The following is a 23,928-nucleotide window of genomic DNA, read 5'->3' as shown; positions in this document are numbered from 1 at the left end:
CGGGAGCGAACCCGGGCGGGTTCCGGTCCACCGGATGGGAGCGCTCCCACCTCACCTGAGCCGGAAGATAACCGCAGAGCGCGGGTTTGTAAACGCCTGCCGCGGCCCTGTCGACGGCATCGGAGGGGGCTACTCGTTGTGCAGCACCTCGGCGATGGTCAGCCGTGCCGCTGACCGCGCCGGTACCAGCGCGCCCAGTACGGCGATGATGACGCCCGACAGGATCAGCGCGGCCAGCTGCGGCATGTGCCAGACCTGCTTCATGGACTCCGGGAAGGAGACCACTCCCACGTGGTCCACCACCAGCCGGTGCGCGGCGATCCCCAGGGGGATCCCCAGCAGCCCGCCGACCACTCCCAGAGCCGCGACCGACGACACCGTCATCACCATGACCTGGCGCGGGATCATCCCGATCGACTTGAGCATGCCCAGGTCGCGGCGCCGCTCACGGATGTTGAGCAGGACGGTGTTGAACACCCCGAGCGCAGCCACGGCGGTCAGCAGCACGGTGAACACCGACGAGAAGCCGACAACCGTCGTGGTGGCGGCGTTGTCCGAGCGCAGCAACGTGGGACGCAGGGCCGGATCGGCCGCCCCGATCGCTTCGACGCAGCGCTGGGGGTCGGCGCCGGGAGCGAGCCGGATCGTGTACTCGGCAGCCTGTGGCGTCGGGTCGAGCTCCGCCAGGGTCCGCCAGTCGAAGTCCAGTGCCTGGGCGTTGCCTTCCATGAGCTCGCCCACGATGGTGACGGGTGCCTGCCTGCCGTTCAGCCGGACGGTGACCCGGTCGCCCACCGACAACCCGTGCTGGCGGAGGAACGCCGGACCGGCTGCGGCCTCCCCGGCACCGGCCGGCCAGTGTCCCTCGACGATCGCGGAGGCGAGATCCTGCGTGTCCCCGCGGTAGAAGTTGGCGAACACGGTCTGGGCGGCCCCGGAGAGACTCACCTTGGTGAGCGCGCGGGCGGTCACGCGATCGGCCCCGGGCAGGGAGCGCAGTCGTTGTTCGGTCTGCCGGTCGCTCGCTTCCGGAGCGGCCCGACCGCGGGTGGACGTATCGGCCTGCACCTGAATCCGGGCGGCCCCGTCGCTCTTCCCGGCCTTCTCGTAGGCGACCATGGTGCTGGTCAGACCGGTCGTCAGGGTCACGGTGGCGACCCCCAGGACAATGGCCGCCATGGTCAGCAGGGACCGGCCCGGCCGGGCGAACGGCTGGCCCAACCCCAGGCTCACGGCCCGCTGCAGCCGGGTTCCGCCGAGTCGGCGCTGGACCCGCAGTCCCCGTCCGGCCCGCGGTGCGGTGCCTGCCGTGATCGCCTGGGCCGCGGACAGGCGGTGAGCGCGTACGGCGGGGATCAGGGCGGCGACGACGACGAGGGCGGGCATGCTCAGCAGGCAGACGGCTGACGGCCACCAGCTGACGCCGATCGAGGCGCTGCCCGTCTCGATGCCGGAGAAGGCCGCCCGCAGGACGGGGCCGGCCACCGCGTTCCCGACCAAGACGCCGAGCGCACAGCCGACGAGCGCCGGGACGCAGACCATCGTCAGGTAGACCGCCACCACTTGTCTCGGGGTGAAGCCCAGCGACTTGAGCACGCCGATGTGCCGGTGCCCGGAGACGACCGCTCCGCTGACGACGTTCCCGACGATCAGTGCGGAGAGCACAAGGCCGAGAACGCCGAAGAGAGTCATGAACGGCAGGTACGCGTCGGCCTGTGCGGAGAAGGCGCGCTTGAGGGCGAGGTACGACTGCGCGGTGGTCAGCGAATCGGCGGGCAGTTCGGCGGTGGCTGTGGTGAGGCCGGTACGCAGCTGCTGCTCGGTCGCGGCGTTGGTGAAGCGGTAGAGCATCTGGGCGGTGGTGGGGCGCAGTCGGTCCATCTCCTCGGGTGAGACCCAGGCGCCGGCCGACTTGCTCATGCTGGTGGCGAACCCGACGACGGTGAGTGTCGGGGCGCCGCGAGCCTTCAACTCGGTGCCGAGCAGGCCGGGGCCGGGTGTCCCGCCGACGGGCCAGTTGACGACGACCTCACCGGGAGCGCCGACCCAGCGGCCTTCGAGGAGACGGATGCGGTCCACCGGGCCGTCCGGATCGGCCCGGCCCACGACCGACAGAGAACCGGGCGCCATCCACAGCCAGTCTTCGGGCATGTCCAGGACGGCTTGCCCGAAGGGTCCGGCGGCGGCCTCGACGCCGGGGCGGCGGGCCGTCCGCGCGAGCTGCGCCCGCGATGCGTCTCCCAGGTCGAACACCGCGACCGTGTGGGCCCCGCGCTGCTGGTCGAAGGCTTTGTCGAAGGGAGCTGAAGCCGCGGTGAGCAGCCCCAGCCCGAGCAGGACGGTCGTGGTCGCGCACAGGACCACGAGCCCGATGACGAACGTCTGGAGCCTGCGGTGTCTCACCGCCGCCCGCGAGGCCCTCCACACGGCGTTCACCTGGTCGGCTCCAGTGTGCTCTCGCGGGCCACTCGGCCGTCGGCGACCTCGACGAGGCGGCTGGCGCAGCGGCCGGCCAGGCGCGGGTCGTGCGTGACGATCAACAGGGTCTGCCCGATCTGGTTGAGGTCGATCAGCAGGTCCATGACCTGCTCTCCCGAGCGGCTGTCGAGCGCGCCCGTCGGCTCGTCGGCCAAGAGCAGGGCCGGGCGGTTCATCAGGGCCCGGGCCACGGCCACTCGTTGACGCTCGCCTCCGCTCAACGCGGCCGGGTAGGCGTCCTTGCGGTCGGCGATGTCCAGTTCGTCGAGCAGTTCCAGTGCACGGCGGCGTGCCTGCCGGGCGGACGTGCCGGTCAGCTGGGCGGCCAGCGCTACGTTGTCCAGGGCAGGGAGATCGTCGATCAGGTTGAAGAACTGGAAGATCATGCCGATGTGCCGCCGCCGGAACAGCGCCAGCCCCGTCTCGTTCAGCGTCCCCAGGTCCTGACCGTGGACCTGCACCGTTCCCGACGTGGGACGGTCCAGACCGGCGACCATGTTGAGCAAGGTGGACTTGCCGCACCCGGAAGGCCCCATCACCGCTACGGCTTCCCCGGCGCGGATGTCCAGGCAGACGCCGTTCAGGGCCTTCGCGTCGCCGTACTCCTTGTGAACGTCGTCCAACCGGACCACGGTCTGTCCGGAGCTGTAAAGATCAGTTGTCATGGGATGAACCTAGAAGCGCCCGGACCGGTGCGGCGTCCTCCACCGGATGTAACCGGCCCAGCAGGTCATCCTGGGGATGTAGGGAACTGGGTCCGGAGCATGACGCGGACGGGTGTGCCGGGCTGCGATGCTCGCTGCGATGGGGAGTTCAGGGTTGGTCTGGCTGGTCACGGCACTGGCGGCGGTGTGCACCGCCGTGGTCGTCCTGGGAGTGGCGCTCGCCCGGGCACGTCGGCGGCACCGGGCAACTGTCGAAGAGCGGGGGTGGCTGCTGGAGCGGGAGCGGGAGGCAGCGGCACGGACCGCGGTCGACGCTGAGCGGGCCAGGATCGCAGCCGAACTCCACGACATCGTCAGTCACAACGTGAGCCTCATGGTGGTCCAGGCCGGGGCAGCCCGCGAGGTGCTGACCACTCTGCCCGACGAGGCGGAGGCCGCGCTGAGCGCCGTGGAGAACGCGGGACGGACCGCGATGACCGAGCTACGGCACCTGCTCGGCCTGCTCGCCCCCGCACAGAGCGGCGAGGACGAACCTTACGGCCAGGACCTGGCGCCGCAGCCCAGCCTGAGCCGGCTCAGCTCGCTGATCGACCGGATCGCCTTCGCCGGCCTGCCCGTGGAGGTACGCGTCTCCGGAGAGCCCCGCCCGCTGCCGAGCGGGATCGATGTCACCGCCTACCGGATCATCCAGGAAGCGCTGACGAACGCGCTCAAGCACAGCGACGGAGCCCAAGCCGAGGTGACGGTGCGGTACGCAGAGCACTGCCTGCGCGTCGAAGTCCTGAACAGCGGACCGAGCGTCCTGGCCGGCGACGCCGTCCGGGCCGGCAGCCGCCCGGGCCGGGCGGACGGTGCGGGACGGGGACTGGTCGGTCTCCGGGAGCGGATCGCCGTGTACGGCGGCGACCTGGACGCCCGGCGCCGCCTGGGCGGCGGCTACCGGGTCCGCGCCCGGATCCCGCTGGACCGGCCGTGACCCCATCCGCCGATCCCGGCCCCCGCGTCGTGATAGCCGACGACCAGGAGCTGGTCCGTACCGGCTTCCGCCTGATCCTGACCGCGCGCGGCATCGACGTGGTCGGCGAGGCCGCAGACGGAGCCGAGGCCGTCAGAGCCGTCCGCCGCCTGCGCCCTGACGTCGTGCTCCTGGACATCCGCATGCCGGCCATGGACGGTCTGGAAGCCGCCCGCCGGATCCTCGCCCGGACGCCGGACTGCCGAGTGATCATGCTGACCACCTTCGACCTCGACTCCTACGTCTACGCGGCCCTCGCCGCCGGCGCCAGCGGCTTCCTGCTCAAGGACGTCACACCCGCACACCTCGCAGCCGCCGTGCGCCTGGTCGACACCGGTGACGCGCTGCTCGCACCCTCGATCACCCGCCGTCTGGTGGAACGCCACGCCTCCGGCGCCGCACGGACCGCTCCCTGCTCGACTTCCCTCGCCGTCCACCGCGACCTCGCTGTGCTGACACCGCGCGAGCGGGAGGTGCTGACACTCATGGGCAGGGGCCTGTCCAACGCCGAACTCGCCCGGGTACTGACACTGAGCGAAGCGACGGTGAAAACCCATGTGGCCCGGATCTTCGCCAAGCTGACGTTGCGGGACCGGGCCCAGGCCGTCGTCCTTGCCTACGAGACGGGACTGGTCTCACCGGGCGGATCCGCGCACTCCGCCGACCCGGTCCGCTGGAACACGTCCGAGCCTCATCACCGTGGCCGTCCGGGAACGGCGCAGGGCCGCACCCCTTGAGCGGGGTGCGGCCCTGTGGCGGCTCGGGTCCGCCGCGGCGGGTGTCGCCGCTTACTTGCGGATCAGGCTGCGCAGCACGTACTGCATGATGCCGCCGTTGCGGTAGTAGTCGGCCTCGCCGGGGGTGTCGATGCGGACGACCGCGTCGAACTCGACGCCCGTGTCGGTGGTGACCTTCACCGTGCGCGGGGTGGTGCCGTTGTTGAGCTCCTCGACGCCGGTGAAGGAGAAGGTCTCCTCGCCGGTCAGGCCGAGGGTCTCGGCGGACTGGCCCTCCGGGAACTGGAGCGGCAGCACGCCCATGCCGATGAGGTTGGAGCGGTGGATGCGCTCGTAGGACTCGGCGATGACGGCCTTCACGCCGAGCAGCGCGGTGCCCTTGGCGGCCCAGTCGCGGGACGAGCCGGAGCCGTACTCCTTGCCGGCCAGGATGACCAGCGGGATGCCCTGCTCGATGTAGTTGCGCGAGGCGTCGTAGATGAACGCCACCGGCGCGTCGGCCTGGGTGAAGTCGCGGGTGTAGCCGCCCTCGGTGCCCGGCGCGATCTGGTTGCGCAGGCGGATGTTGGCGAACGTGCCGCGGATCATGACCTCGTGGTTGCCTCGGCGGGAGCCGTAGGAGTTGAAGTCACGACGCTCCACACCGTGCTCGGTGAGGTACTTGCCGGCCGGGGTGTCGGCCTTGATGGCGCCGGCCGGGGAGATGTGGTCGGTGGTGACCGAGTCGCCCAGCTTGGCGAGCACGCGCGCGCCGGTGATGTCGGTGACCGGGGACGGCTCGTGCGCCATGCCCTCGAAGTACGGGGGCTTGCGGACGTAGGTCGACTCGGCGTCCCACTCGAAGGTGTTGCCGGTCGGGATCGGCAGCGCCTGCCACTGGGCGTCGCCCGCGAAGACGTCCTGGTAGGACTTGGCGAACATGTCCTCGCCGATGGCGTTGGCGACGACGTCGTTGACCTCGGCCTCGGAGGGCCAGATGTCCTTGAGGAAGACCGGGTTGCCGTCCTGGTCGGTGCCCAGGGCGTCGCGCGTGATGTCGACCTTCATGGAGCCGGCGAGGGCGTAGGCGACGACCAGCGGCGGGGACGCCAGGTAGTTCATCTTGACGTCGGGGTTGATACGGCCCTCGAAGTTCCGGTTGCCGGAGAGGACCGAGGTGACCGCGAGGTCGTGGTCGTTGACGGCCTTGGAGACCTCCTCCGGCAGCGGGCCGGAGTTGCCGATGCAGGTGGTGCAGCCGTAGCCGACGAGGTTGAAGCCGACCTTGTCGAGGTACGGGGTGAGGCCCGCCTTGTCGAAGTAGTCGGTGACGACCTTCGAGCCGGGCGCGAGGGTGGTCTTGACCCACGGCTTGCGGGTCAGGCCCTTCTCCACGGCCTTCTTCGCGACGAGCGCGGCGGCGACCATGACGTACGGGTTCGAGGTGTTGGTGCAGGAGGTGATGGCCGCGACCGTCACCGCACCGTGGTCGATCTCGTAGGTCGAGCCGTCGGGGGCGGTCACGGTGACCGGGTTGGACGGGACGGCGGAGGCGGGGCCGTCGGCGTGCTGCGGCGCGCCGGCGCCGTTCTCCTGGCTGCCGTAGGCGGGGGCGTCGGAGGCCGGGAAGGACTCGGCGCCGGCCTCGTCGACCGGGGAGGCCGCGGCGGCGGGTGCCTGCGCGACGGGCGCGTCGACGTAGTTGAGGACGTCCTTGGCGAACTGCTCGGCGGCGTCGGCGAGGACGATGCGGTCCTGCGGGCGCTTCGGGCCGGCGATGGAGGGGACGACCGTCGACAGGTCCAGCTCGAGCTTCTCGGAGAAGTCCGGCTCGGCCTTCGGGTCCAGCCAGAGGCCCTGCTCCTTGGCGTACGCCTCGACGAGCGCGACCTGCTGCCCGGAACGGCCGGTCAGCTTCAGGTAGTTCAGGGTCTCGTCGTCGATCGGGAAGATCGCGGCGGTGGAGCCGAACTCCGGGGACATGTTGCCGATGGTGGCGCGGTTCGCCAGGGAGGTGGCGGCGACGCCCTCGCCGTAGAACTCGACGAACTTGCCGACGACGCCGTGCTTGCGCAGCATCTCGGTGATGGTGAGCACGAGGTCGGTGGCGGTGGTGCCGGGCTGGAGCTCACCGGTGAGCTTGAAGCCGACGACGCGCGGGATGAGCATGGAGACCGGCTGGCCGAGCATCGCGGCCTCGGCCTCGATGCCGCCGACGCCCCAGCCGAGGACGCCGAGGCCGTTGACCATGGTGGTGTGCGAGTCGGTGCCGACGAGGGTGTCGGGGTACGCCTGGCCGCCTCGGACCATGACCGTGCGCGCCAGGTGCTCGATGTTCACCTGGTGGACGATGCCGGTGCCGGGCGGGACGACCTTGAACTCGTCGAAGGCGGTCTGGCCCCAGCGCAGGAACTGGTAGCGCTCCTTGTTGCGGCCGTACTCCAGCTCCACGTTCTGCGCGAAGGCGTCGTGGCTGCCGAACTTGTCGGCGATGACGGAGTGGTCGATGACCAGCTCGGCCGGGGCCAGCGGGTTGATCTTCGCCGGGTCGCCGCCGAGCTCCTTGACGGCCTCACGCATGGTGGCGAGGTCGACGACACAGGGGACGCCGGTGAAGTCCTGCATGATCACGCGGGCCGGCGTGAACTGGATCTCCTGGGAGGGCTGGGCCTGCGAGTCCCAGTTGCCGAGGGCGCGGATGTGGTCGGCGGTGATGTTCGCGCCGTCCTCCGTGCGGAGCAGGTTCTCCAGCAGGACCTTGAGGCTGTACGGCAGGCGGGCCGAGCCCTCCACCTTGTCCAGCCGGAAGATCTCGTACGACTCGTCGCCCACCTGCAGCGTGCTGCGGGCGTCGAAGCTGTTCGCCGACACGACAGTCTCCTTCATTGATGTGCGCGTACCACCGCATCCTGCCGCCACGCGAGCTTGTCCGATCCGCTGAGGTCAGGCTAAGTTAGGTAACCCTTACTGCCAGACCGGGATGCGTGCGACTGCGGTGCGCCTCGGCAGATATCTCGATGTCGAGATAACTCTAGTACATGAGGGCTGATTGGTCATGCCCGGGCCCGGCGTCCCGCCTCAGCGACCCCGGGCAGTCCCGGTCTTCCCCGAAGGGATTACGCCCGCGTCTGAGGCCGCGTGGCCATGACAGGGCGGAGCGGGGGTAGACGACGGCGGAGAACGTTTTCCGCTGCACGACCCCAGTCGAAGGAGGCCCGATGCCCCTCACGTTCCGCAAGAGTTTCCGGATCCTGCCCGGTGTGCGCCTGAACATCAACCGGCACTCCTGGTCCATCACCACCGGCGGCGGCTCGCACGGCCCCCGGCACACCCACAGCAGCACCGGCCGCCGTACGACCTCCATGGACCTGCCCGGCCCCTTCGGCTGGCGTCGCACCCGTACCGCCAAGCGACGCTGACGGGTTCTCACCCGAACGGCCCCCTCCGTGAGGCGCAATCTCATATCTGAGATAACCTCAGCCTCATGGCAGACGACTACCTCGTACGTATCGGCAAGCTCATCCGTGACGCCCGTCAGCACCGGGGCTGGACCCAGGCACAGCTGGCCGATGCGCTAGGAACCAGCCAGAGCGCCGTCAACCGTATCGAGCGCGGAAACCAGAACATCAGCCTTGAGATGATCGCTCGCATCGGCGAGGCGCTGGACAGCGAAATCGTCTCTCTGGGCTATGCGGGACCGATGCATCTGCGCGTCGTGGGGCGCCGGCGGCTGTCCGGCGCCATCGACGTGAAGACCAGCAAGAACGCCTGCGTCGCCCTGCTCTGCGCCTCCCTGCTCAACCGGGGACGCACGGTGCTGCGGCGGGTGGCCCGCATCGAGGAGGTCTACCGCCTCCTGGAGGTGCTCAACTCCATCGGCGTGCGCACGCGGTGGATCAACGACGGCGTGGACCTGGAGATCGTCCCCCCGGCCCGGCTGGACATGGACGCGATCGACGCCGAGGCCGCCGTGCGCACCCGGTCGATCATCATGTTCTTCGGCCCGCTGCTGCACCGTATGGACCACTTCAAGCTGCCGTACGCCGGCGGCTGCGACCTCGGGACGCGGACCATCGAGCCGCACATGATCGCGCTGCGCCGGTTCGGGCTGGACATCGCCGCGACGGAGGGGCAGTACCACGCCCAGGTCGACCGGACGGCCCGTCCGGACCGGCCGATCGTGCTGACCGAGCGCGGCGACACCGTGACGGAGAACGCGCTGCTGGCCGCCGCCCGGCACGACGGCGTGACCGTCATCCGCAACGCCTCCTCCAACTACATGGTCCAGGACCTGTGCTTCTTCCTGGAGGCGCTCGGCGTGAAGGTCGAGGGCATCGGCACGACCACGCTCACCGTGCACGGCGTTCCGGACATCGACGTCGACGTCGACTACTCCCCCTCCGAGGACCCGGTCGAGGCGATGAGCCTGCTGGCCGCCGCCGTCGTCACCGAGTCGGAGCTGACGGTGCGCCGGGTGCCGATCGAGTTCCTGGAGATCGAGCTGGCCGTCCTGGAGGAGATGGGGCTCGACCACGACCGCAGCCCGGAGTACCCGGCCGACAACGGCCGCACCCGCCTGGTGGACCTCACCGTGCGGCCCTCCAAGCTGGAGGCGCCGATCGACAAGATCCACCCGATGCCGTTCCCCGGCCTGAACATCGACAACGTCCCCTTCTTCGCGGCCATCGCGGCCGTCGCCCAGGGCAAGACCCTCATCCACGACTGGGTCTACGACAACCGCGCGATCTACCTCACCGACCTCAACCGCCTCGGCGGACGGCTCCAGTTGCTGGACCCGCACCGTGTCCTGGTCGAGGGCCCCACCCGCTGGCGCGCCGCCGAGATGATGTGCCCGCCCGCGCTGCGCCCCGCCGTGGTCGTCCTGCTGGCGATGATGGCGGCCGAGGGCACGTCCGTCCTGCGCAACGTGTACGTCATCAACCGCGGCTACGAGGACCTGGCGGAGCGGCTGAACACGATCGGCGCACAGATCGAGACGTTCCGGGACATCTGAGCCGCCGCCCCGGACTCCCTTGTCATATACGGCCGTCGTGCGGGCCGTCCTTCCTGTGCCGGTTGCCGCGCCCGTCCGTGGGCGCGGTGGGCGGTGGTGTAGTGCACCGGTCACTCGGAAGGGAGAACGATGAGAGTGCGCAGCGTGACCAGGGGGCTGGCGGTCGTGGGGGCGGTGGGGGCCGCTGTGGTCGCCGGGCCCGGGGCCGGCGTGTCCGCCGCTCAGGGCGGCGGGCAGGGAGCGGCCGCTGGGGCGGCCGCCTTCACGGAGGTCCGGGTGTGGGCTTCGGGCGTCAACGTCCGTAACGCGGAGTCGGGTTCGGCGCAGTTCCGGATCTGCCAGAACCACCCGTCCCGCGCGAACTGCCCGGTCGTGGCGACGGTGTCCGAGACCACCGTGACCGCCTACTGCCAGAAGCAGGGTGAGGAGATCGTCGACTCCGGCTACCGCAGCCGGTGGTGGACGTACGTGGAGTCGCCCAGCGGTCCGTGGGGATGGGTCAACAACGTGTATCTCGTGGGCGACGAGCATCTGGCCCACGTCAGCGACTGCACGTTCTGAGCAGCGGGACGAACGCGGCCGTGGGTCACCGCCCCGCGGCGGTGGCTCACGGTCGTCGTCGCGTCCGGCTCACCAGGAGCAGTCGGGCACGCCGGCGATCTTCTCGCCGCCCTGGATGTAGATGTTGTTGACCCAGCCGATCCTGCCGTCGGCCAGTTCGACCAGGGTCCACCAGCGGTTGCTGTAACCGCTGTCGTGGATGGTCTCGCCCTCGCGCTGGCAGTGAGCCTGTGCCGTGGTGCGCGAGACGGTGGCGACGACGGTCGGGCAGGTCCCCCGCGACGGGTGGAAGACGCAGTCCGCGTCGGCCCCGTCATGGCGGACGTTGACGCCGGTGGCCCAGATGTGGACGGAAGTCAGGGCCGCGCGGGCGGGGGCGGGACGCGGCGTCGCGGGGGCCGCGGAGGCCGCGGTCGGCGACGCGATCAGGACGGTGGCGGCCAGGGCGGCGGCCGTGGCCGCCACCCTGGTCAGGCTTCTCGTGTTCATGGGCCTCCGTGGTCCGGGGTGCGCGACGGGTGCGGGGAGCGTGGTCTGCCGGTACGGCTAGATGTACTCGCAGTCGATGGTGGGGTCCGAGGGGCCGTCGACCGGGGCGCCGGGCACCGGGGAGTTGTTGGAGCCGCCGCTGACGTAGACCGCCGAGATCCAGCCCAGCGTCCGGCCCGGCGTGATGACCTGCACCCAGTAGGTGTTGGTGTAGAGGCCGTCGGTCACGCGGCCGGCCGCGCCGTTGTCGACCTGGCAGTACGCCTGGACCCTGACCCTGGTGAGCACCTCGTCGGTCGCGAGGGAGCAGGAGGTGCTCTGGCACGAGCGCACCCGTACATCGCTGGCCCACACGTACACGGACCCGGTGGGCGGGTGCGCGGCGGCCGGCTGCGCGCCGACGACAAGGAGCGACGCGACGACCGCCAGCAGGCCGGCGAGCGTCCGCAGCGCCCTGCCGGCGAGGCCTCGGCGGTCGCGTGCCCGGCCGCCGTCCTCCGCCCGGCCCTCGTGTCCGCGTCGTGCGTGCTCGCTCGTCGCCGGTGACGTGTGCGTCGTCGTCATCGTGGGTTCCTTCCCCGAAGTGGCAGCGGCGGCGGGCGCCGCCCTGTCCGTGTGGGGGACGGGCGGTGGGCGGAGCCCGTATGACTGCCGCCGCGTGCCGCCGGCGGCCAGGGCTCAACCTGCCGGGGCGTCCTCGGTGGCCTCGCGGCTGCCGAGTTCGAGGAAGACGCGCCGGGCTTCCTCCCTCAGCTCCTGTGCCGGCCCGGTGTCTCCCCGGCCTCGGGCGGCGGAGGCGAGGTCGCGGAGGGTGCGGGCGCGCCACAGGGGGAGGTCCAGCTTCTCCCAGAGGCCGAGGGCCCGGCGCAGGTCATCGGTCGCGGACGACCAGTCGGACGCCGCGAGGTGCCATTCGCCGAGCGTCCGCAGGACGAGGGCCTCACCGAACATGTCCTGGCGCTCACGGGTGAGGTCCAGGCAGCGGTCCAGGCGTTCGCGGGACTCGGCCATCCGGCCCTGCCGGAACTCGACCTTGGCGAGGGACTGGCTCGCGTACATCACCCCGTAGGCGTCGCCCGTCTCCTCGAAGAGGGCGAGCGACCTGCGCAGCACCGGCTCCGCCGCGCGCAGTTCGCCCCGTGCCCGGTGCCACAGGCCCTGTGCGCGCAGGGTGAGCGCTTCTCCGTGCCGGTCGCGGGCCGCCGTGTACAGCTGGTGGGAGCGGGACAGGGCGTCCCACGCCTCCTCGTAGCGGCCCTGGTCGCGGTGCACGCAGCCCATGCCGTACAGCACATGGGCCGTGAAGGCGTCGTCCTCCGGTTCCCGGTTCTGTGCGAGGGCCGCCGCCAGCAAGGTCGACGCCTCGTCGAAACGGGCCTGTTCGCGGCGGGCCGCCCCCATGCCGGCCAGTGTCTGCGCCCGCCCGCGCGGTACGTCCCCGTCCTCGAAGAGCCGCAGCGCCGTGGCGAACAGGGCGTACGCGTCGTCGAAACGGTCCTGTTCCAGGCGCAGTTGCCCGAGGCCCTGCAACAGCCAGGCCTCGCCCTCGACGTCGCCGCCGCGGCGTGCCGCGACCAGGGCGACGTCGTGGGAGCGGGACCAGGCGTCGAAGCCGTTGTAGAGAGCGGCGGAGGCCGCCATGAGGGCGGTGGCCAGTTCCCGTGCCGCGTCGAGCATGCCGTGCTCCGCGCAGTGCGTCACCGCCGCGAGCAGACATCGTTGTTCGGCGGCGAACCAGGCGGTGGGCTCGGCGGCCGGGTGGGAGCCCTGCTCCTGCCTGCCGGGTGCGAAGGGTGACGCCGAGCGGGAGGCCAGGTTCAGCGTCTCGTACAGCGCGTCGTGTGCCGCTCCGGTCGCGAGCGGGAAGAGGCGCGACGCCCCGCCGGGGCTGCGGGCCGCCGCGCTGCGGGCCATGTCCAGCCAGCGGTCCACGAGCCGGCGGACCGCCGCCTCCCGCTCGCCGCGGTCCTCGTCGGCCAGGCAGCGTTCCCGGGCGTGCTCGCGCGCGAGGTCGTGGATGCGGTAGCGGGTCCTGCCGGTCTCGTCGGTGCGGACCACCTCCACGAAGTAGCAGTCGACGAGCCGCTCGACCGCTTCCTCCGCCTCGTCGGCGGTGACGTCGAGGAGCGGGCCCGCGACCCAGGCCGCGAAGTCCGGCAGGTCCATCAAGGCCAGCCGTCGCAGGGCGCGTTGTTCCTGCGCGCCGAGGTCCGCGTAGCCGAGTCCGAGGCTCGCGCGCACCTCCAGGTCGCCGGCCTGGAGTTCGTCCAGTCGGCGGCGCTCGTCGCGCAGTCGTGCGGCGAGCCGGTCCGGCGTCCAGTGCGGGCGGGCGGCGAGGCGGGCGCCGGCGACGCGGACGGCGAGCGGGAGCCGTCCGCACAGGGCGACGATCTCGGCGGCCCGCGCGGGCTCCACTCCGGCCCGCGCCGGTCCCGCCACGCGGGCCAGCAGGTCGAGGGCCTCCGCCTCGGAGGGCACGTCGAGATCGAGGTGGGCGGCGCCCTCGATCGCGACCAGCCGGCGCCGGCTGGTGACCAGCACGGCTGAACCGCCGCCCGGGGGCAGCAGAGGGCGCAGCAGTGCCTCGTTGACAGCGTTATCGAGGATCAGCAGCACCCGGCGTCGTGCGATGTGGGTGCGGTAGAGCCCGAGGAGGTCCTCCTCGTCCCGGGCGGGGGTGTCGGGGTCGACGCCGAGGGCGCGCAGCAGCCGGGCGAGGGCGTCGGCGGTCCGTACCGGCTCCAGGTCGGAGGCGCGCAGGTCCACGAAGAGCCGGCCGTCGGGGAAGAGCGCGGCGGTGTGGTGGCCCACGTGCACGGCGAGCGCGGTCTTGCCGGTGCCCGAGCGGCCGGAGACCACGCCGATGGGCGGCGCGGTGCGCTCGGGGTCCCGGACCCGTTCCAGTACGGCGGTCGCCCAGGCGATCTGCTCGGAGCGTCCCGTGAAGTCGGCCAGGTCCGGGGGAAGTTGGGAGGGAGCGGGGCGTCGGTCCGTGGTGTCGCGGGGTGGTTCGGCGTCCCCGTGGGGCGGTTCGGCGGCGTCGCGCGGGTGCGGGAGCGGAGGGTCGTCGCCGGGGGCGTGCGGCGGGCCGGCGCTCTGGGCCTGCACGGGGGCCGTGCGGGTGGCGGGCGTGGCGGTCCGTCGGGCCGGGGTGCCGAGCACGTCGGTGTCGGCTCGGAGCAACGCCTGTTGCAGGGCGCGCAGTTCCTGCCCGGGATCGATGCCGAGTTCGGTACGCAGGAGTCGGCGGCCCTCGTCGTAGGAGCGCAGCGCGTCGGCCACCCGGCCGGCGCGGAACAGAGCGGTCATCAACTGACCGCGGGGCCGCTCACGCAGGGGGTTGGCCGCGACATGGGCGACGAGTTCGGCGACGAGGTCGGTGCGGCGGTTCAGGTCCAGCTCGGCGGCGAAGCGGAACTCCTCTGCCTCCAGGCGCAGTTCACGCAGGCGCATGGCCTCGACGCGGGCGAAGGACTGGCCCAGCCCTTCGAGGGCGTCCCGGCCGCGCCACAGCCGCAGGCCCTCCTCCAGGGTGTCGACGGCGTCCTCGGGCCGGCCGTCGAGCGCCGCCCGGCGTCCGGCGGCGCAGGCCTGTTCGAAGCGCCGGGCGTCGACAGCGGCGGGCGGCAGGTCGGCGACGTATCCCGGCGAGCGGGTGCCGATCACGCCGTCGCCCGCGGTGCCGGCCAGGGCGCGGCGCAGGCCTGACACATGGGTGGCGACGAGCGCCCGTGCGGTGGCGGGCGGCTCCTCCTCCCACACCAGGTCGACCAGGCGCCCGGCGGAGAGAACTTCACCCGGATGAATGACGAGAGCGGCCAGTATGGCCGTCGGTTTGGCGCCGTTGAGCGGAATCCGCTTTCCTTCGCTCCATACCTCGACAGGGCCCAGAAGGCGAACGTCCACCGTGATCCCCCGATTTCGCGTTCCCGCAGTCGGGGACAAGATACCGGCGGCCGACGGCGGGCATGCCTCATGCCGGACCGCCCCTTTTCACACGGCGGACCGGCGCGAACGTCACTTGGCCGGAATTCGACGGGGGCCCGGTGGGATTACCTCCTCATCCGAAGTGGCGACTGTCCCATGTCGAACGGGAGACGCTGCCGGCGGGGCGCCCGTATGAGGGACCGGCCGCATTTCGCGCATACCGTCGCGGCGGATTCTCATGCCGTCTGCAGAGGTTCTGCAGGCTTTCTGCAGGGCTTCTGCAGACGGCTTACAGGTGCGCTGCAGGTGTTCTGCAGAGACCCTTCAGACGCTGTGTCCGTGACAGAACTCATCCTGCTCTCGGACCGGCGCGTGGCCGAGACCCCCGTGTTCGAGAACGGCGAACGACTGGTCGACGCCCGCGACTCGGCCGCACTGCGCGTCGACGCCCGCAAGGCCGACGCCGACGGTTCGTACGCGCATGTCCGGGCCGACGTGATGCGCCGGCTGCTGCTCGCCCAGGGCGCCTTGCCCAGGGGCGTGCGCCTGCTGCTGGTCGAGGGGTTCCGCCCGCCGGCGTTGCAGCGCAGCTACTTCGACGCCTACTCGGCCACGCTGCGCCGCGCCCACCCCGACGCCTCACCGGCCCGCATCCGTGAGCTGGCCAGCGCCTACATCTCGCCCCCGGAGGTCGCGCCGCACGTCAGCGGCGGCGCGGTGGATCTGACCCTGTGCACCGAGGACGGCAGGGAACTCCCCCTCGGCACCGAGGTCAACGCCACCCCGGAGGAGAGCGAGGGCGGCTGCCGCACCGCCGCGACCAACATCGACGCCGAGGCACGGGCCAACCGGCTGCTGCTGCACCGGGCGATGACGGCGGCGGGCTTCGTCAACTACCCGACCGAGTGGTGGCACTGGTCGTACGGCGACCGGTACTGGGCACTGCTGACCACCGCGCCCGCCGCCGAGTACGGGCCCGCCGACCGGTAGCGAACGTCACGCACGCGACCGCACAGCGCCTCACCGCAGCCCGCACCACCGCACCGCACCGTGAGACAGACCCGGGGGAACACCGTGCAGACCATCTCCGTCCCGCCGCCGCCGACGACCACGACCGACACGCCCACCGCCAGAGCCGCGGCCGCCTCACCTCCCGCGGTGGAGGCCGGCCGCGCCGACCACATGACCGCGGCCGAGTTCGACGAGGCGTTCACGGCGGTGATGCCGAGACTGCGGCGCCGGCTGCTGGCGCTGACGGGCGACCCGCACGACGCCGACGACCTGCTCCAGGAGACGTACGTCCGGCTCTCCCACCGGGCCCGCGCCCGCACCCTGGCGCGTCAGCAGCAGCCGTACGCCTACACCTGCGCGGCGGCGCTGAACCTGCTGCGCGACTCCTGGCGGCATCCCGCACGCCGTGAGCACTGCACCGACCGGCTGCCCGAACGCGGCTGGGACGGCGGCTTCGCGACCAGGGAGGCGGAGTCGGCGGCCGCTTCTCTGCTGAGCGGGCTGTCCCCCAAGGAGGCGGCCGCCGTGATCCTCGTCGACATCGAGGGGCTGACCCACGACATGGCGGGCGAGCGGCTCGGCGCGCACCGCGGCACCGTCCAGCGCAACCGCATGCGCGGGCTCGCCAAAATGCGCGCCGCGCTCGACGCATACGAAACCGGCGCCACAACCGTCTCCACGACGAAAGCCACGAAAGCCACGAAGCCCATGAAGGCTGCGAAGCCCGTGGCGGCTGCGAGAGGCGCGAAAGCCACGTCGGAGGCATGCGCCTGAGGCGGACCGACCAGCCGTCTCACCCGTCCGCGGGCCTCACCATCCACCCACCTCGTCCGTTGACCCGGTGATCCAGTCGTCTTGCTGGTCACCCGCCACAGCGCCACCTGAACCAGGGGGACCCCATCATGCGCCGTGCACACCGCACTCAGCGAACCCATCGAACCCACCGCGTCCACCGCACCGTCGCGTCCGCCGGCGGGCTGCTCCTCGCCACCGCACTGGCCTGCACCGGCACGGCGTACGCCGCCCCGGCCGGCGTGCCCGCGGCGTCCACCGCCTCCGCGGCCGCCGCCGACTGCCGTGCGCTGACCGGCGCGCCGGCCCAGGCGCAGGCGATCGTCGACGCCGCGTGCTCCCAGATCGGGGTGCCGTACTCCTGGGGCGGCGGCTCCATCCACGGGCCGACGTACGGCCAGGACTACCCGGGCGGCGGCCCCGGCGCCCACGACAGCCAGGTGAGGGGCTTCGACTGCTCGCACCTCGTGCAGTACGCCGCATGGCAGGGCGCCGGGATCAGCCTGCCCGAGGGGTCCTGGAACCAGGCCCAGTGGAGCGGCGCCACGGCCCGGTTCTCGCGGGCCGACGGCCTCGCCCCGCTGCAGCCGGGCGACCTGCTGCTGTGGGGGACGAACCCAGCGAACCTCAACAGCGTGCACCACATCGCCGTCTACCTCGGCAACGGCAAGATGGTCGAGGCGCGGGAGTCCGGCACGCTGGTGATGGTCAGCGACGTGCGGATGAACGCCCAGTACGCGGGCGCCTTGCGCATCGTCGGGGGTGGCGAGCAACCGCCGGCGAACACGAAGCGGTTCATGACCTGGGGCACCGACGTGAGCCTGCGCCCGGACCCCGGCACCGCCAGGCCCCCGGTCGGCACGCTGCCCCGGCCCACCGCGGTCGACGTCCTGTGCCAGGCGCACGGGGAGCTGGTCAGGGCCGAGGGATACGTCAACGACGCCTGGTCCTACCTGCCGAAGTACAACGCCTGGATCTCGAACATCTACATCGACGACCCGGCGGCCTGGCTGCCCGGCGTCCCCAACTGCTGAACCCGGCCCGCCCGGTGGCTCGCCGCCGGACCGATCGCCCACGTCCCGATCACGCACGTCCCGATCACGCACGTACGGAGAAGAACCGCCATGCGCGTACTCACTCGCACCAACCGCACCAAGGCCGTCGGCCTGTTCGCCGCCGCGCTCGCCGCGGCCGGACTGGTCCCGCTCACGGCGGGCGCGGCCGACGCCGCCCCGCCCGCCAGGCCCGCCGAGGCCGGCTCCTGTCCGGCCGCCGGCACCGTGACCCAGTGGTGGCACTCCGGCCACGACGGCGTCGACATCGCCAACGACCGCGGCACGCCCATCCATTCGACCGGTTCCGGCACGGTCATCGCCTCCGGTCCCGCGAGCGGCTACGGCCAGTGGATCCGCATCCGGCACGACGACGGCACCGTCACCGAGTACGGCCACATGTACGAGCGGCTCGTCTCCGTGAACCAGCGCGTGAGCAGCGGTCAGTTGATCGCCCGGATGGGCTCCGAGGGCGACTCCTCCGGCAACCACCTGCACTTCGAGGCGCACGCGTCCACGTCCAGCACCCGCGGCATGGACCCGGTGCCGTACCTGGCGGCGCGGGGTGTGAACCTGCCGTGCACCCCGGGTGGCGGCGGGGGTCAGCCGGGGACCAACTTCACCACCTGGGGCACCTCCGTGCGGGTGCGGCAGGACGCGCGGCTGAACGCGGCGGTCGTGCGCACCCTGACCGGGCCGACGCCGGTGTACGTGGAATGCCAGAAGCACGGCGACCTGGTCAACGCCGAGGGGTACAGCAACGACGCCTGGTCCTACATCCCGGCGCTCGGCGGCTACATCACCAACATCTACATCGACGACCCGGCCGCCTGGCTGCCCGGAGTGAGGGAGTGCTGACCGCACACCCCGGGCACTGCACGTGCCTGTGAACCACGCGAGGGGCGTCGCGACGGTCCGTCGGGCCGGCGCGGCGCCCCGGCGCGTGTTCGCTCGTTCAGCGTTGGACCAGCGTGACGTCCTGCTGCAGGGTCGCGTGGAACCCGGGCAGGAGCAGCAGGCCCTGGGGGCGCAGTTCCAGGACCGTCGCCTCGACCCGGGCGGTGCCGGCCTTGAGCGAGCCCGGCATGGGCTTGCCGGTGTTCACCCAGCGGTGCTCGACGCCGTCGCACACGGCGCGGCTGCCGCCGATGCCGTAGCGCACGGTCGAGGGGTCCTGGCCGATGGAGGAGGCGACGAACACCGGGCCGGTGCTGTCCACGCAGCGGTAGGTGCCGGACAGGGTGACGGTGCCGTCCGCCGCGATGCTGCCGGCCGGGTCGACGGTGACGGCCTCCGCGGCCGGGGCCGGGTCGGCGGCGGCGGACGCGGACGGGACGGCCAGCAGGAGCAGGGCGGCGCCGACGGCCGCGGTGAGAGCGGGACGCAACGACATGGATGACCTCCGGGGGTGAGGAACCTCAGACGGTTTCCACTGGTACCGGGCGGCCGCCCTCCCGGCGGTGACCGTCACCCCTTCGGTGGCGAGTCCGCACCGGGCGTCGGCATACGGTCGTGGAGTCGTCCCGGTGCTGTCACATTCGGCGGCGGCATCTGGCGGCGGCCGTCCGGCAGGCGCATCGTCGGAGCACGGGGCCCGCCGAACGGCCGGTCCCCCGACGTGGAGGTGCGCCATGTGTTCCCACCAGTCTCCGAGCGTCCCGGCCGGCGTCCGCCCCGCGCACGTCGTCGCCGCCCACCCCGAGCAGGGCTGGAGCCTGCTGTGCGACGGCACGATCGTCTTCGACGACTCCGGTGAACTGCTCCCCGACGGCCGCATCGTGGCCCCGCACCGCGCGACACCCGACCGGCTGACCGTCGCCGCCTGATTCAGGGCCGTTCGTCGAGGACCGCGAACCCGTCGAGTTCGACGAGGGCGTCCTCGTCCCACAGCCGTACGATCCCGACGACCGCCATCGCCGGGTAGTCCCGCCCCGCCAACCTCCGCCAGACACGGCCGAGTTCGGCGGCCCGGGACCGGTAGTCGGCCACGTCGGTGACGTGGACCGTGACCCGCGCCAGGTCCGAGGGGGCGCCGCCCGCCGCGGCAAGCGCGGCCAGCAGGTTGGCGAGGGCCCGCTCGAACTGCTCCGTCAGCGTCCCGCCGACCACCTTCCCGGCCTGGTCCAGCGCGGTCTGGCCGGCCAGGAACACCACGCGGGAGCCGGTGGCGACGACGGCGTGGGAGAAGCCTGCGGGCGGGGACAGCTCGGGCGGGTTGACGCGCTCGACGCTCACCGGCTCTCCCCCGCCCCGACGATCGCGCCCTCTCCCGTGCCCACCCCGGCGCCCCGGCCTTCACGCAGCTCCCTGTACAACTCCCGTGCGATGATGCCCCGTTGCACTTCGCTCGCCCCCTCGTAGATGCGTGGCGCCCGTACCTCGCGGTACAGATGCTCCAGCAGGTGCCCTCGGCGCAGCGCCCGCGCTCCGTGCAACTGGACGGCTGTGTCGACGACATACTGCGCCGTCTCGGTGGCGAGCAGTTTGGCCATGGCGGCGCGACGCGGGACGTCCGGGGCGCCGGCGTCGTACGCGGCCGCCGCCGCGTGGACCATGAGGCGGGCGGCCTCGGTGCGCAGGGCCATCTCGGCGACCTGGTGGGACACGGCCTGAAGGTCGCTCAGTGTGCCGCCGAAAGCGGTGCGTCGGGCGGTGTGCGCGAGGGTGGCGTCCAGGGCGGCCTGTGCCATGCCCACGGCGAAGGCGCCGACGCTGGGGCGGAAGAGGTCGAGGGTGGACATGGCCACGCGGAAGCCGTGCCCGGGTTCGCCGAGCACGTCGGCCGCCGTGACCGGGACGGCGTCGAAGCGCAGCGTGCCGATCGGGTGCGGGGAGAGCATGTCGAGGGCGGAGCCGGTCAGGCCGGGGCGGTCGGCGGGGAGCAGGAACGCGGTGACGCCGCGTGCGCCCGCCGCCTCGGCGGTGCGGGCGAACACCGTGTAGAGGTCGGCCTCGGGGGCGTTGGAGATCCAGCATTTCTCGCCGGTGAGGCGCCAGCCGTCCGGGCCGTCGGGCTCGGCCGCCAGGGCCAGGGCCGCCGCGTCGGAACCGGCACCGGGCTCGCTCAGCGCGAACGCGGCGACCGCGCTGCCGTCGGCGACGCGGGGCAGCCAGCGCTCCCGTTGGGCGGCGGTGCCGTGGGCGTGCACGGGGTGTGCGCCGAGGCCCTGGAGGGCGAGGGCGGTCTCCGCCTCGGTGCAGGCGTGGGCGAGGGACTCGCGCATCAGACAGAGGTCGACGGCTCCGGAGGTGAACAAGCGGGACATCAGGCCCAGTCGGCCGAGTTCGGCGAGAAGCGGGCGGTTGACGCGGCCCGGCTCGCCCTTGTCCGCGAGCGGGCGCAGTCGGTCTGCGGCCAGTGCGCGCAGTTCGGCGCACCAGGCGGTCTGTTCCGGTTGGAGTGAGAATGCGGACATCGTCGGCCCTTCTCTGCGACGGCTCCCTCGGACTCTCCGCGCGCCTCCCCCACGCGCCCGCCCCGGCCCCTTTCGTTCGCGCCCCAACGGTATCGCGAACCGTTGACTGTCGTCACGGACACGATACGCTCGGTGGGCGAGCCCACCACGACGCCCACCACGGCGCTCCAGGCGCCCATCACGGCGCTTCCCGGCGCCCATCACGGCGCTCCCGGGCGCCCACCCAAGGCAAGGGGGCGACCCGCCATGAACGTCCCGCGACCCGCCGGGCCCCGCTCGGCCCACGTCGACACCTTCGCGCGCGACCACCTCCCGCCACCCGACCAGTGGCCCGACCTGCGCTTCGACCTGCCGGAGCTGCGCTACCCCGAACGGCTGAACTGCGCCGCCGAGCTCCTCGCCGGCCCCGACGCCGGCCGTCCCGCGTTCCGCACCCCCGCCGGGCCGGTGTGGACGTACGGCGAGCTGCGCGCCCGCGTCGACCGGCTGGCGCATGTCCTCACCGGGGCCCTCGGGGTCGTCCCCGGCAACCGGGTGCTGCTGCGCGGGCCCACCACGCCGTGGCTGGCGGCGTGCTGGCTGGCGGTGCTGAAGGCGGGCGCGATCGCGGTCACCGTGCTGGCCCAGCAACGCCCGCACGAGCTGCGCACGATGTGCGAAATGGCCCGGGTGCGGCACGCCCTGTGCGACGTCCGGGCGGTCGACGACCTCGCCAAGGCGGAGATCCCCGGACTGCGGATCACCACGTACGGCGGTGACGCCCCCGACGACCTGCTGCGCCGGCCGGCGCCGGACGTGCCGTACGGGGCCGTGGACACCGCCGCCGACGACGTGGCGCTGATCGCCTTCACCTCCGGCACCACCGGTCGCCCGAAGGGATGCATGCACCTCCACCGGGATGTGCTCGCGACAGCCGACACCTTCTCCAGGCATGTGCTCAGACCCCAGGCCGACGATGTGTTCGCCGGCAGCCCACCGCTCGGTTTCACCTTCGGTCTCGGCGGGCTGCTCGTCTTCCCGCTGCGGGCCGGCGCGAGCACCCTGCTGCTCGAACAGGCGGGCCCGAAGCAGCTGTTGGCGGCGATCGCCGCCCACCGGGTGTCCGTGCTGTTCACCGCGCCGACCGCGTACCGCGCGATGCTGGCGGAACTCGACGGAGGCGACGGACCCGCCGTGCGGGGCGTCTCCCCTGCGCACGACCTGTCCTCGCTGCGGCGCTGCGTCTCGGCCGGGGAGAACCTGCCCGCCGCCACCTGGCGGGCCTGGCACGAGCGGACCGGGCTGCGGCTGATCAACGGCATCGGCGCCACCGAGCTGCTGCACATCTTCATCTCCGCCGCCGACGAGCACATCCGGCCCGGCACCACGGGCGTTCCCGTCCCCGGCTGGCAGGCACGCGTGCAGGACGAGCGGGGCGTCCCCGTCCCCGACGGGCGGCCCGGGCTGCTCGCCGTGCGCGGCCCGGTCGGCTGCCGCTATCTGGCCGACGCCCGGCAGCGGGAGTACGTGCGGGACGGGTGGAACGTCACCGGCGACACCTACGTCCGGGAGAGCGACGGCTACTTCCGTTACGTCGCCCGCGCGGACGACATGATCGTCTCCGCCGGGTACAACATCGCTGGCCCGGAGGTCGAGGAGGCGCTGCTGCGGCACCCGGACGTCGTCGAGGCGGCCGTGATCGGTCGGCCGGACGAGGCGAGGGGGCACGTCGTCGTGGCGTACGCGGTCCTGCGCGCCGGCGCGCGGTCGGACACCGAGGCGCTGCGGGCCTTCGTCAAGGCGGAGCTGGCACCGTACAAGTGTCCCCGCGAGATCGTTCTGCTGGACTCGCTGCCGCGCACCGCGACCGGCAAGCTCCAGCGGTTCCGCCTGCGCACAGGCGCGGAGACCGGCACCGACACCACCGTGGACACCCACGATGACCAGCGGTGATACCGACAACCTAAGATGATCAACGTGTCCGACCAGCCTGCACCCCGGTCTCTCATCGTCACGCTCTACGGCGCGTACGGCCGTTTCGCGGCGGGTCCCGTGCCCGTCGCCGAGCTGATCCGGCTGCTCGCCGCGGTCGGCGTGGACTCGCCCTCCGTGCGCTCGTCGGTGTCCAGACTGAAGCGCCGCGGGCTGCTGGTGCCGGCCCGTACGGCGCGGGGCGCGGCAGGGTACGAACTGTCCCCGGAAGCACGGCAGATGCTCGACGACGGCGACCGGCGGATCTACGCCGCCGCGCCGCCCGAGGACGAGGGCTGGGTGCTGGCGGTGTTCTCCGTGCCGGAGTCGGAACGGCAGAAGCGGCACGTCCTGCGCTCCCGGCTGGCGGGGCTGGGCTTCGGCACGGCCGCGCCCGGCGTGTGGATCGCCCCCGCCCGGCTCTACGAGGAGACCCGGCACACGCTGGAGCGGCTGCGCCTGGAGGTCTACGTCGACTTCTTCCGGGGCGAGCACCTGGGTTTCGCGCCGACCGTCGACGCCGTCGCCCGCTGGTGGGACCTGACCGCCCTCGCCGAGCGGCACGAGGCGTTCCTCGACCGGCACGCCGGTGTGCTGCGCGCCTGGGAGCGGCGCGCGGACACCCCGCCGGAGGAGGCCTACCACGACTATCTCCTCGCCCTGGACTCCTGGCGCCATCTCCCCTACGCCGACCCAGGCCTGCCCGCCCACCTGCTCCCCTCGAAATGGCCCGGCACGCGTTCGGCGGCGGTCTTCCGGGGCCTGCACGAGCGACTGCGGGACGCGGGGGCGGAGTTCGTCGCGGCGGGACCGCCCGGGTGACGGGCGGGCGGCCCCTCGCG

21 protein-coding genes are annotated in these 23,928 nt (G+C 72.4%); 12 read left to right on the top strand and 9 right to left on the bottom strand.

Annotation, left to right across the window (positions count from 1 at the left end; translation table 11 throughout):
- Window positions 1-129: 129 nt before the first annotated feature.
- Entirely contained in the window at window positions 130-2,436 is a 2,307-nt protein-coding gene (locus ACIOC0_RS21815; protein WP_402156854.1) for an FtsX-like permease family protein, read from the bottom strand.
- Window positions 2,433-3,143: an ABC transporter ATP-binding protein gene (locus ACIOC0_RS21810; protein WP_402156853.1), complete on the bottom strand. Its 711-nt coding sequence runs from the start codon at window positions 3,141-3,143 to the stop codon at window positions 2,433-2,435. The genes ACIOC0_RS21815 and ACIOC0_RS21810 overlap by 4 nt, the downstream gene beginning before the upstream one ends.
- A gap of 139 nt (window positions 3,144-3,282) precedes the next feature.
- Here ACIOC0_RS21810 and ACIOC0_RS21805 point away from each other — a divergent pair, with 139 nt between their 5' ends.
- Window positions 3,283-4,119 (top strand): sensor histidine kinase, encoded by an 837-nt coding sequence (locus tag ACIOC0_RS21805; RefSeq protein ID WP_402156852.1) that lies wholly within the window; start codon window positions 3,283-3,285, stop codon window positions 4,117-4,119.
- Window positions 4,116-4,895, top strand: coding sequence for a response regulator (locus ACIOC0_RS21800; protein WP_402156850.1), 780 nt, complete (start codon window positions 4,116-4,118; stop codon window positions 4,893-4,895). The genes ACIOC0_RS21805 and ACIOC0_RS21800 overlap by 4 nt, the downstream gene beginning before the upstream one ends.
- A gap of 51 nt (window positions 4,896-4,946) precedes the next feature.
- Here ACIOC0_RS21800 and ACIOC0_RS21795 read toward each other — a convergent pair whose 3' ends face one another.
- Entirely contained in the window at window positions 4,947-7,745 is a 2,799-nt protein-coding gene (locus tag ACIOC0_RS21795) for an aconitate hydratase (RefSeq protein ID WP_402156848.1), read from the bottom strand.
- Between the two features lie 347 nt (window positions 7,746-8,092).
- Here ACIOC0_RS21795 and ACIOC0_RS21790 point away from each other — a divergent pair, with 347 nt between their 5' ends.
- From ACIOC0_RS21790 to ACIOC0_RS21780, 3 genes are all read left to right on the top strand, one after another.
- Window positions 8,093-8,293 (top strand): DUF4236 domain-containing protein, encoded by a 201-nt coding sequence (locus tag ACIOC0_RS21790; protein ID WP_351092129.1) that lies wholly within the window; start codon window positions 8,093-8,095, stop codon window positions 8,291-8,293.
- Between the two features lie 65 nt (window positions 8,294-8,358).
- Window positions 8,359-9,888, top strand: coding sequence for a helix-turn-helix domain-containing protein (locus ACIOC0_RS21785; RefSeq protein ID WP_402156846.1), 1,530 nt, complete (start codon window positions 8,359-8,361; stop codon window positions 9,886-9,888).
- A gap of 144 nt (window positions 9,889-10,032) precedes the next feature.
- Window positions 10,033-10,449 carry a hypothetical protein gene (locus ACIOC0_RS21780; RefSeq protein WP_402156845.1) on the top strand — a complete coding sequence of 139 codons (417 nt, stop codon included), beginning with the start codon at window positions 10,033-10,035 and terminating at the stop codon, window positions 10,447-10,449.
- 69 nt (window positions 10,450-10,518) lie between these two features.
- Here ACIOC0_RS21780 and ACIOC0_RS21775 read toward each other — a convergent pair whose 3' ends face one another.
- The 3 genes from ACIOC0_RS21775 to ACIOC0_RS21765 all read right to left on the bottom strand — a co-directional run bounded on the left by ACIOC0_RS21775 (window position 10,519) and on the right by ACIOC0_RS21765 (window position 14,844).
- Entirely contained in the window at window positions 10,519-10,938 is a 420-nt protein-coding gene (locus ACIOC0_RS21775) for a peptidase M23 (RefSeq protein WP_402156844.1), read from the bottom strand.
- A gap of 57 nt (window positions 10,939-10,995) precedes the next feature.
- On the bottom strand, window positions 10,996-11,502 hold the full coding sequence (locus tag ACIOC0_RS21770) for a hypothetical protein (protein WP_402156842.1): 507 nt from the start codon (window positions 11,500-11,502) through the stop codon (window positions 10,996-10,998).
- Window positions 11,503-11,616: 114 nt separating this feature from the next.
- Window positions 11,617-14,844: an AfsR/SARP family transcriptional regulator gene (locus ACIOC0_RS21765; protein ID WP_402156841.1), complete on the bottom strand. Its 3,228-nt coding sequence runs from the start codon at window positions 14,842-14,844 to the stop codon at window positions 11,617-11,619.
- A gap of 360 nt (window positions 14,845-15,204) precedes the next feature.
- Between ACIOC0_RS21765 and ACIOC0_RS21760 the strand changes: the two genes are divergently transcribed.
- From ACIOC0_RS21760 to ACIOC0_RS21745, 4 genes are all read left to right on the top strand, one after another.
- Window positions 15,205-15,855, top strand: coding sequence for a M15 family metallopeptidase (locus ACIOC0_RS21760; RefSeq protein ID WP_402156839.1), 651 nt, complete (start codon window positions 15,205-15,207; stop codon window positions 15,853-15,855).
- 84 nt (window positions 15,856-15,939) lie between these two features.
- Window positions 15,940-16,650, top strand: a complete 711-nt coding sequence (locus ACIOC0_RS21755) for an RNA polymerase sigma factor (protein WP_402156837.1) — start codon at window positions 15,940-15,942, stop codon at window positions 16,648-16,650.
- A gap of 128 nt (window positions 16,651-16,778) precedes the next feature.
- Window positions 16,779-17,702: a C40 family peptidase gene (locus tag ACIOC0_RS21750; protein WP_402156836.1), complete on the top strand. Its 924-nt coding sequence runs from the start codon at window positions 16,779-16,781 to the stop codon at window positions 17,700-17,702.
- 90 nt (window positions 17,703-17,792) lie between these two features.
- Window positions 17,793-18,578, top strand: a complete 786-nt coding sequence (locus ACIOC0_RS21745) for a M23 family metallopeptidase (RefSeq protein ID WP_402156834.1) — start codon at window positions 17,793-17,795, stop codon at window positions 18,576-18,578.
- Between the two features lie 97 nt (window positions 18,579-18,675).
- On the opposite strand, the gene ACIOC0_RS21740 is transcribed toward ACIOC0_RS21745, so the two are convergent.
- Window positions 18,676-19,113: a DUF6299 family protein gene (locus tag ACIOC0_RS21740; protein WP_402156832.1), complete on the bottom strand. Its 438-nt coding sequence runs from the start codon at window positions 19,111-19,113 to the stop codon at window positions 18,676-18,678.
- A 238-nt stretch (window positions 19,114-19,351) separates the two neighbouring features.
- Between ACIOC0_RS21740 and ACIOC0_RS21735 the strand changes: the two genes are divergently transcribed.
- Window positions 19,352-19,546, top strand: coding sequence for a DUF5999 family protein (locus ACIOC0_RS21735; protein WP_351092107.1), 195 nt, complete (start codon window positions 19,352-19,354; stop codon window positions 19,544-19,546).
- A 1-nt stretch (window position 19,547) separates the two neighbouring features.
- Here the strand turns inward: ACIOC0_RS21735 and ACIOC0_RS21730 are convergent, their stop codons facing one another.
- Together ACIOC0_RS21730 and ACIOC0_RS21725 are read right to left on the bottom strand one after the other, a co-directional pair.
- Complete coding sequence (locus ACIOC0_RS21730) at window positions 19,548-19,955, bottom strand: RidA family protein (protein ID WP_352245910.1); 408 nt, start codon at window positions 19,953-19,955, stop codon at window positions 19,548-19,550.
- Complete coding sequence (locus ACIOC0_RS21725) at window positions 19,952-21,136, bottom strand: acyl-CoA dehydrogenase family protein (RefSeq protein ID WP_402156830.1); 1,185 nt, start codon at window positions 21,134-21,136, stop codon at window positions 19,952-19,954. The genes ACIOC0_RS21730 and ACIOC0_RS21725 overlap by 4 nt, the downstream gene beginning before the upstream one ends.
- A 246-nt stretch (window positions 21,137-21,382) precedes the next feature.
- Here ACIOC0_RS21725 and ACIOC0_RS21720 point away from each other — a divergent pair, with 246 nt between their 5' ends.
- Window positions 21,383-23,068, top strand: a complete 1,686-nt coding sequence (locus tag ACIOC0_RS21720) for an AMP-binding protein (protein WP_402156829.1) — start codon at window positions 21,383-21,385, stop codon at window positions 23,066-23,068.
- 15 nt (window positions 23,069-23,083) lie between these two features.
- Complete coding sequence (locus ACIOC0_RS21715) at window positions 23,084-23,908, top strand: PaaX family transcriptional regulator C-terminal domain-containing protein (RefSeq protein WP_402156827.1); 825 nt, start codon at window positions 23,084-23,086, stop codon at window positions 23,906-23,908.
- Window positions 23,909-23,928 lie beyond the last annotated feature (20 nt).

Origin of the sequence: Streptomyces sp. NPDC088254, assembly GCF_044740925.1 — a bacterium.
In the GTDB taxonomy this organism is placed as follows: Bacteria; Actinomycetota; Actinomycetes; order Streptomycetales; family Streptomycetaceae; genus Streptomyces.
Note: the sequence above shows the minus strand (reverse complement) of the source record. Positions and strands in the feature narration are given on the sequence as shown.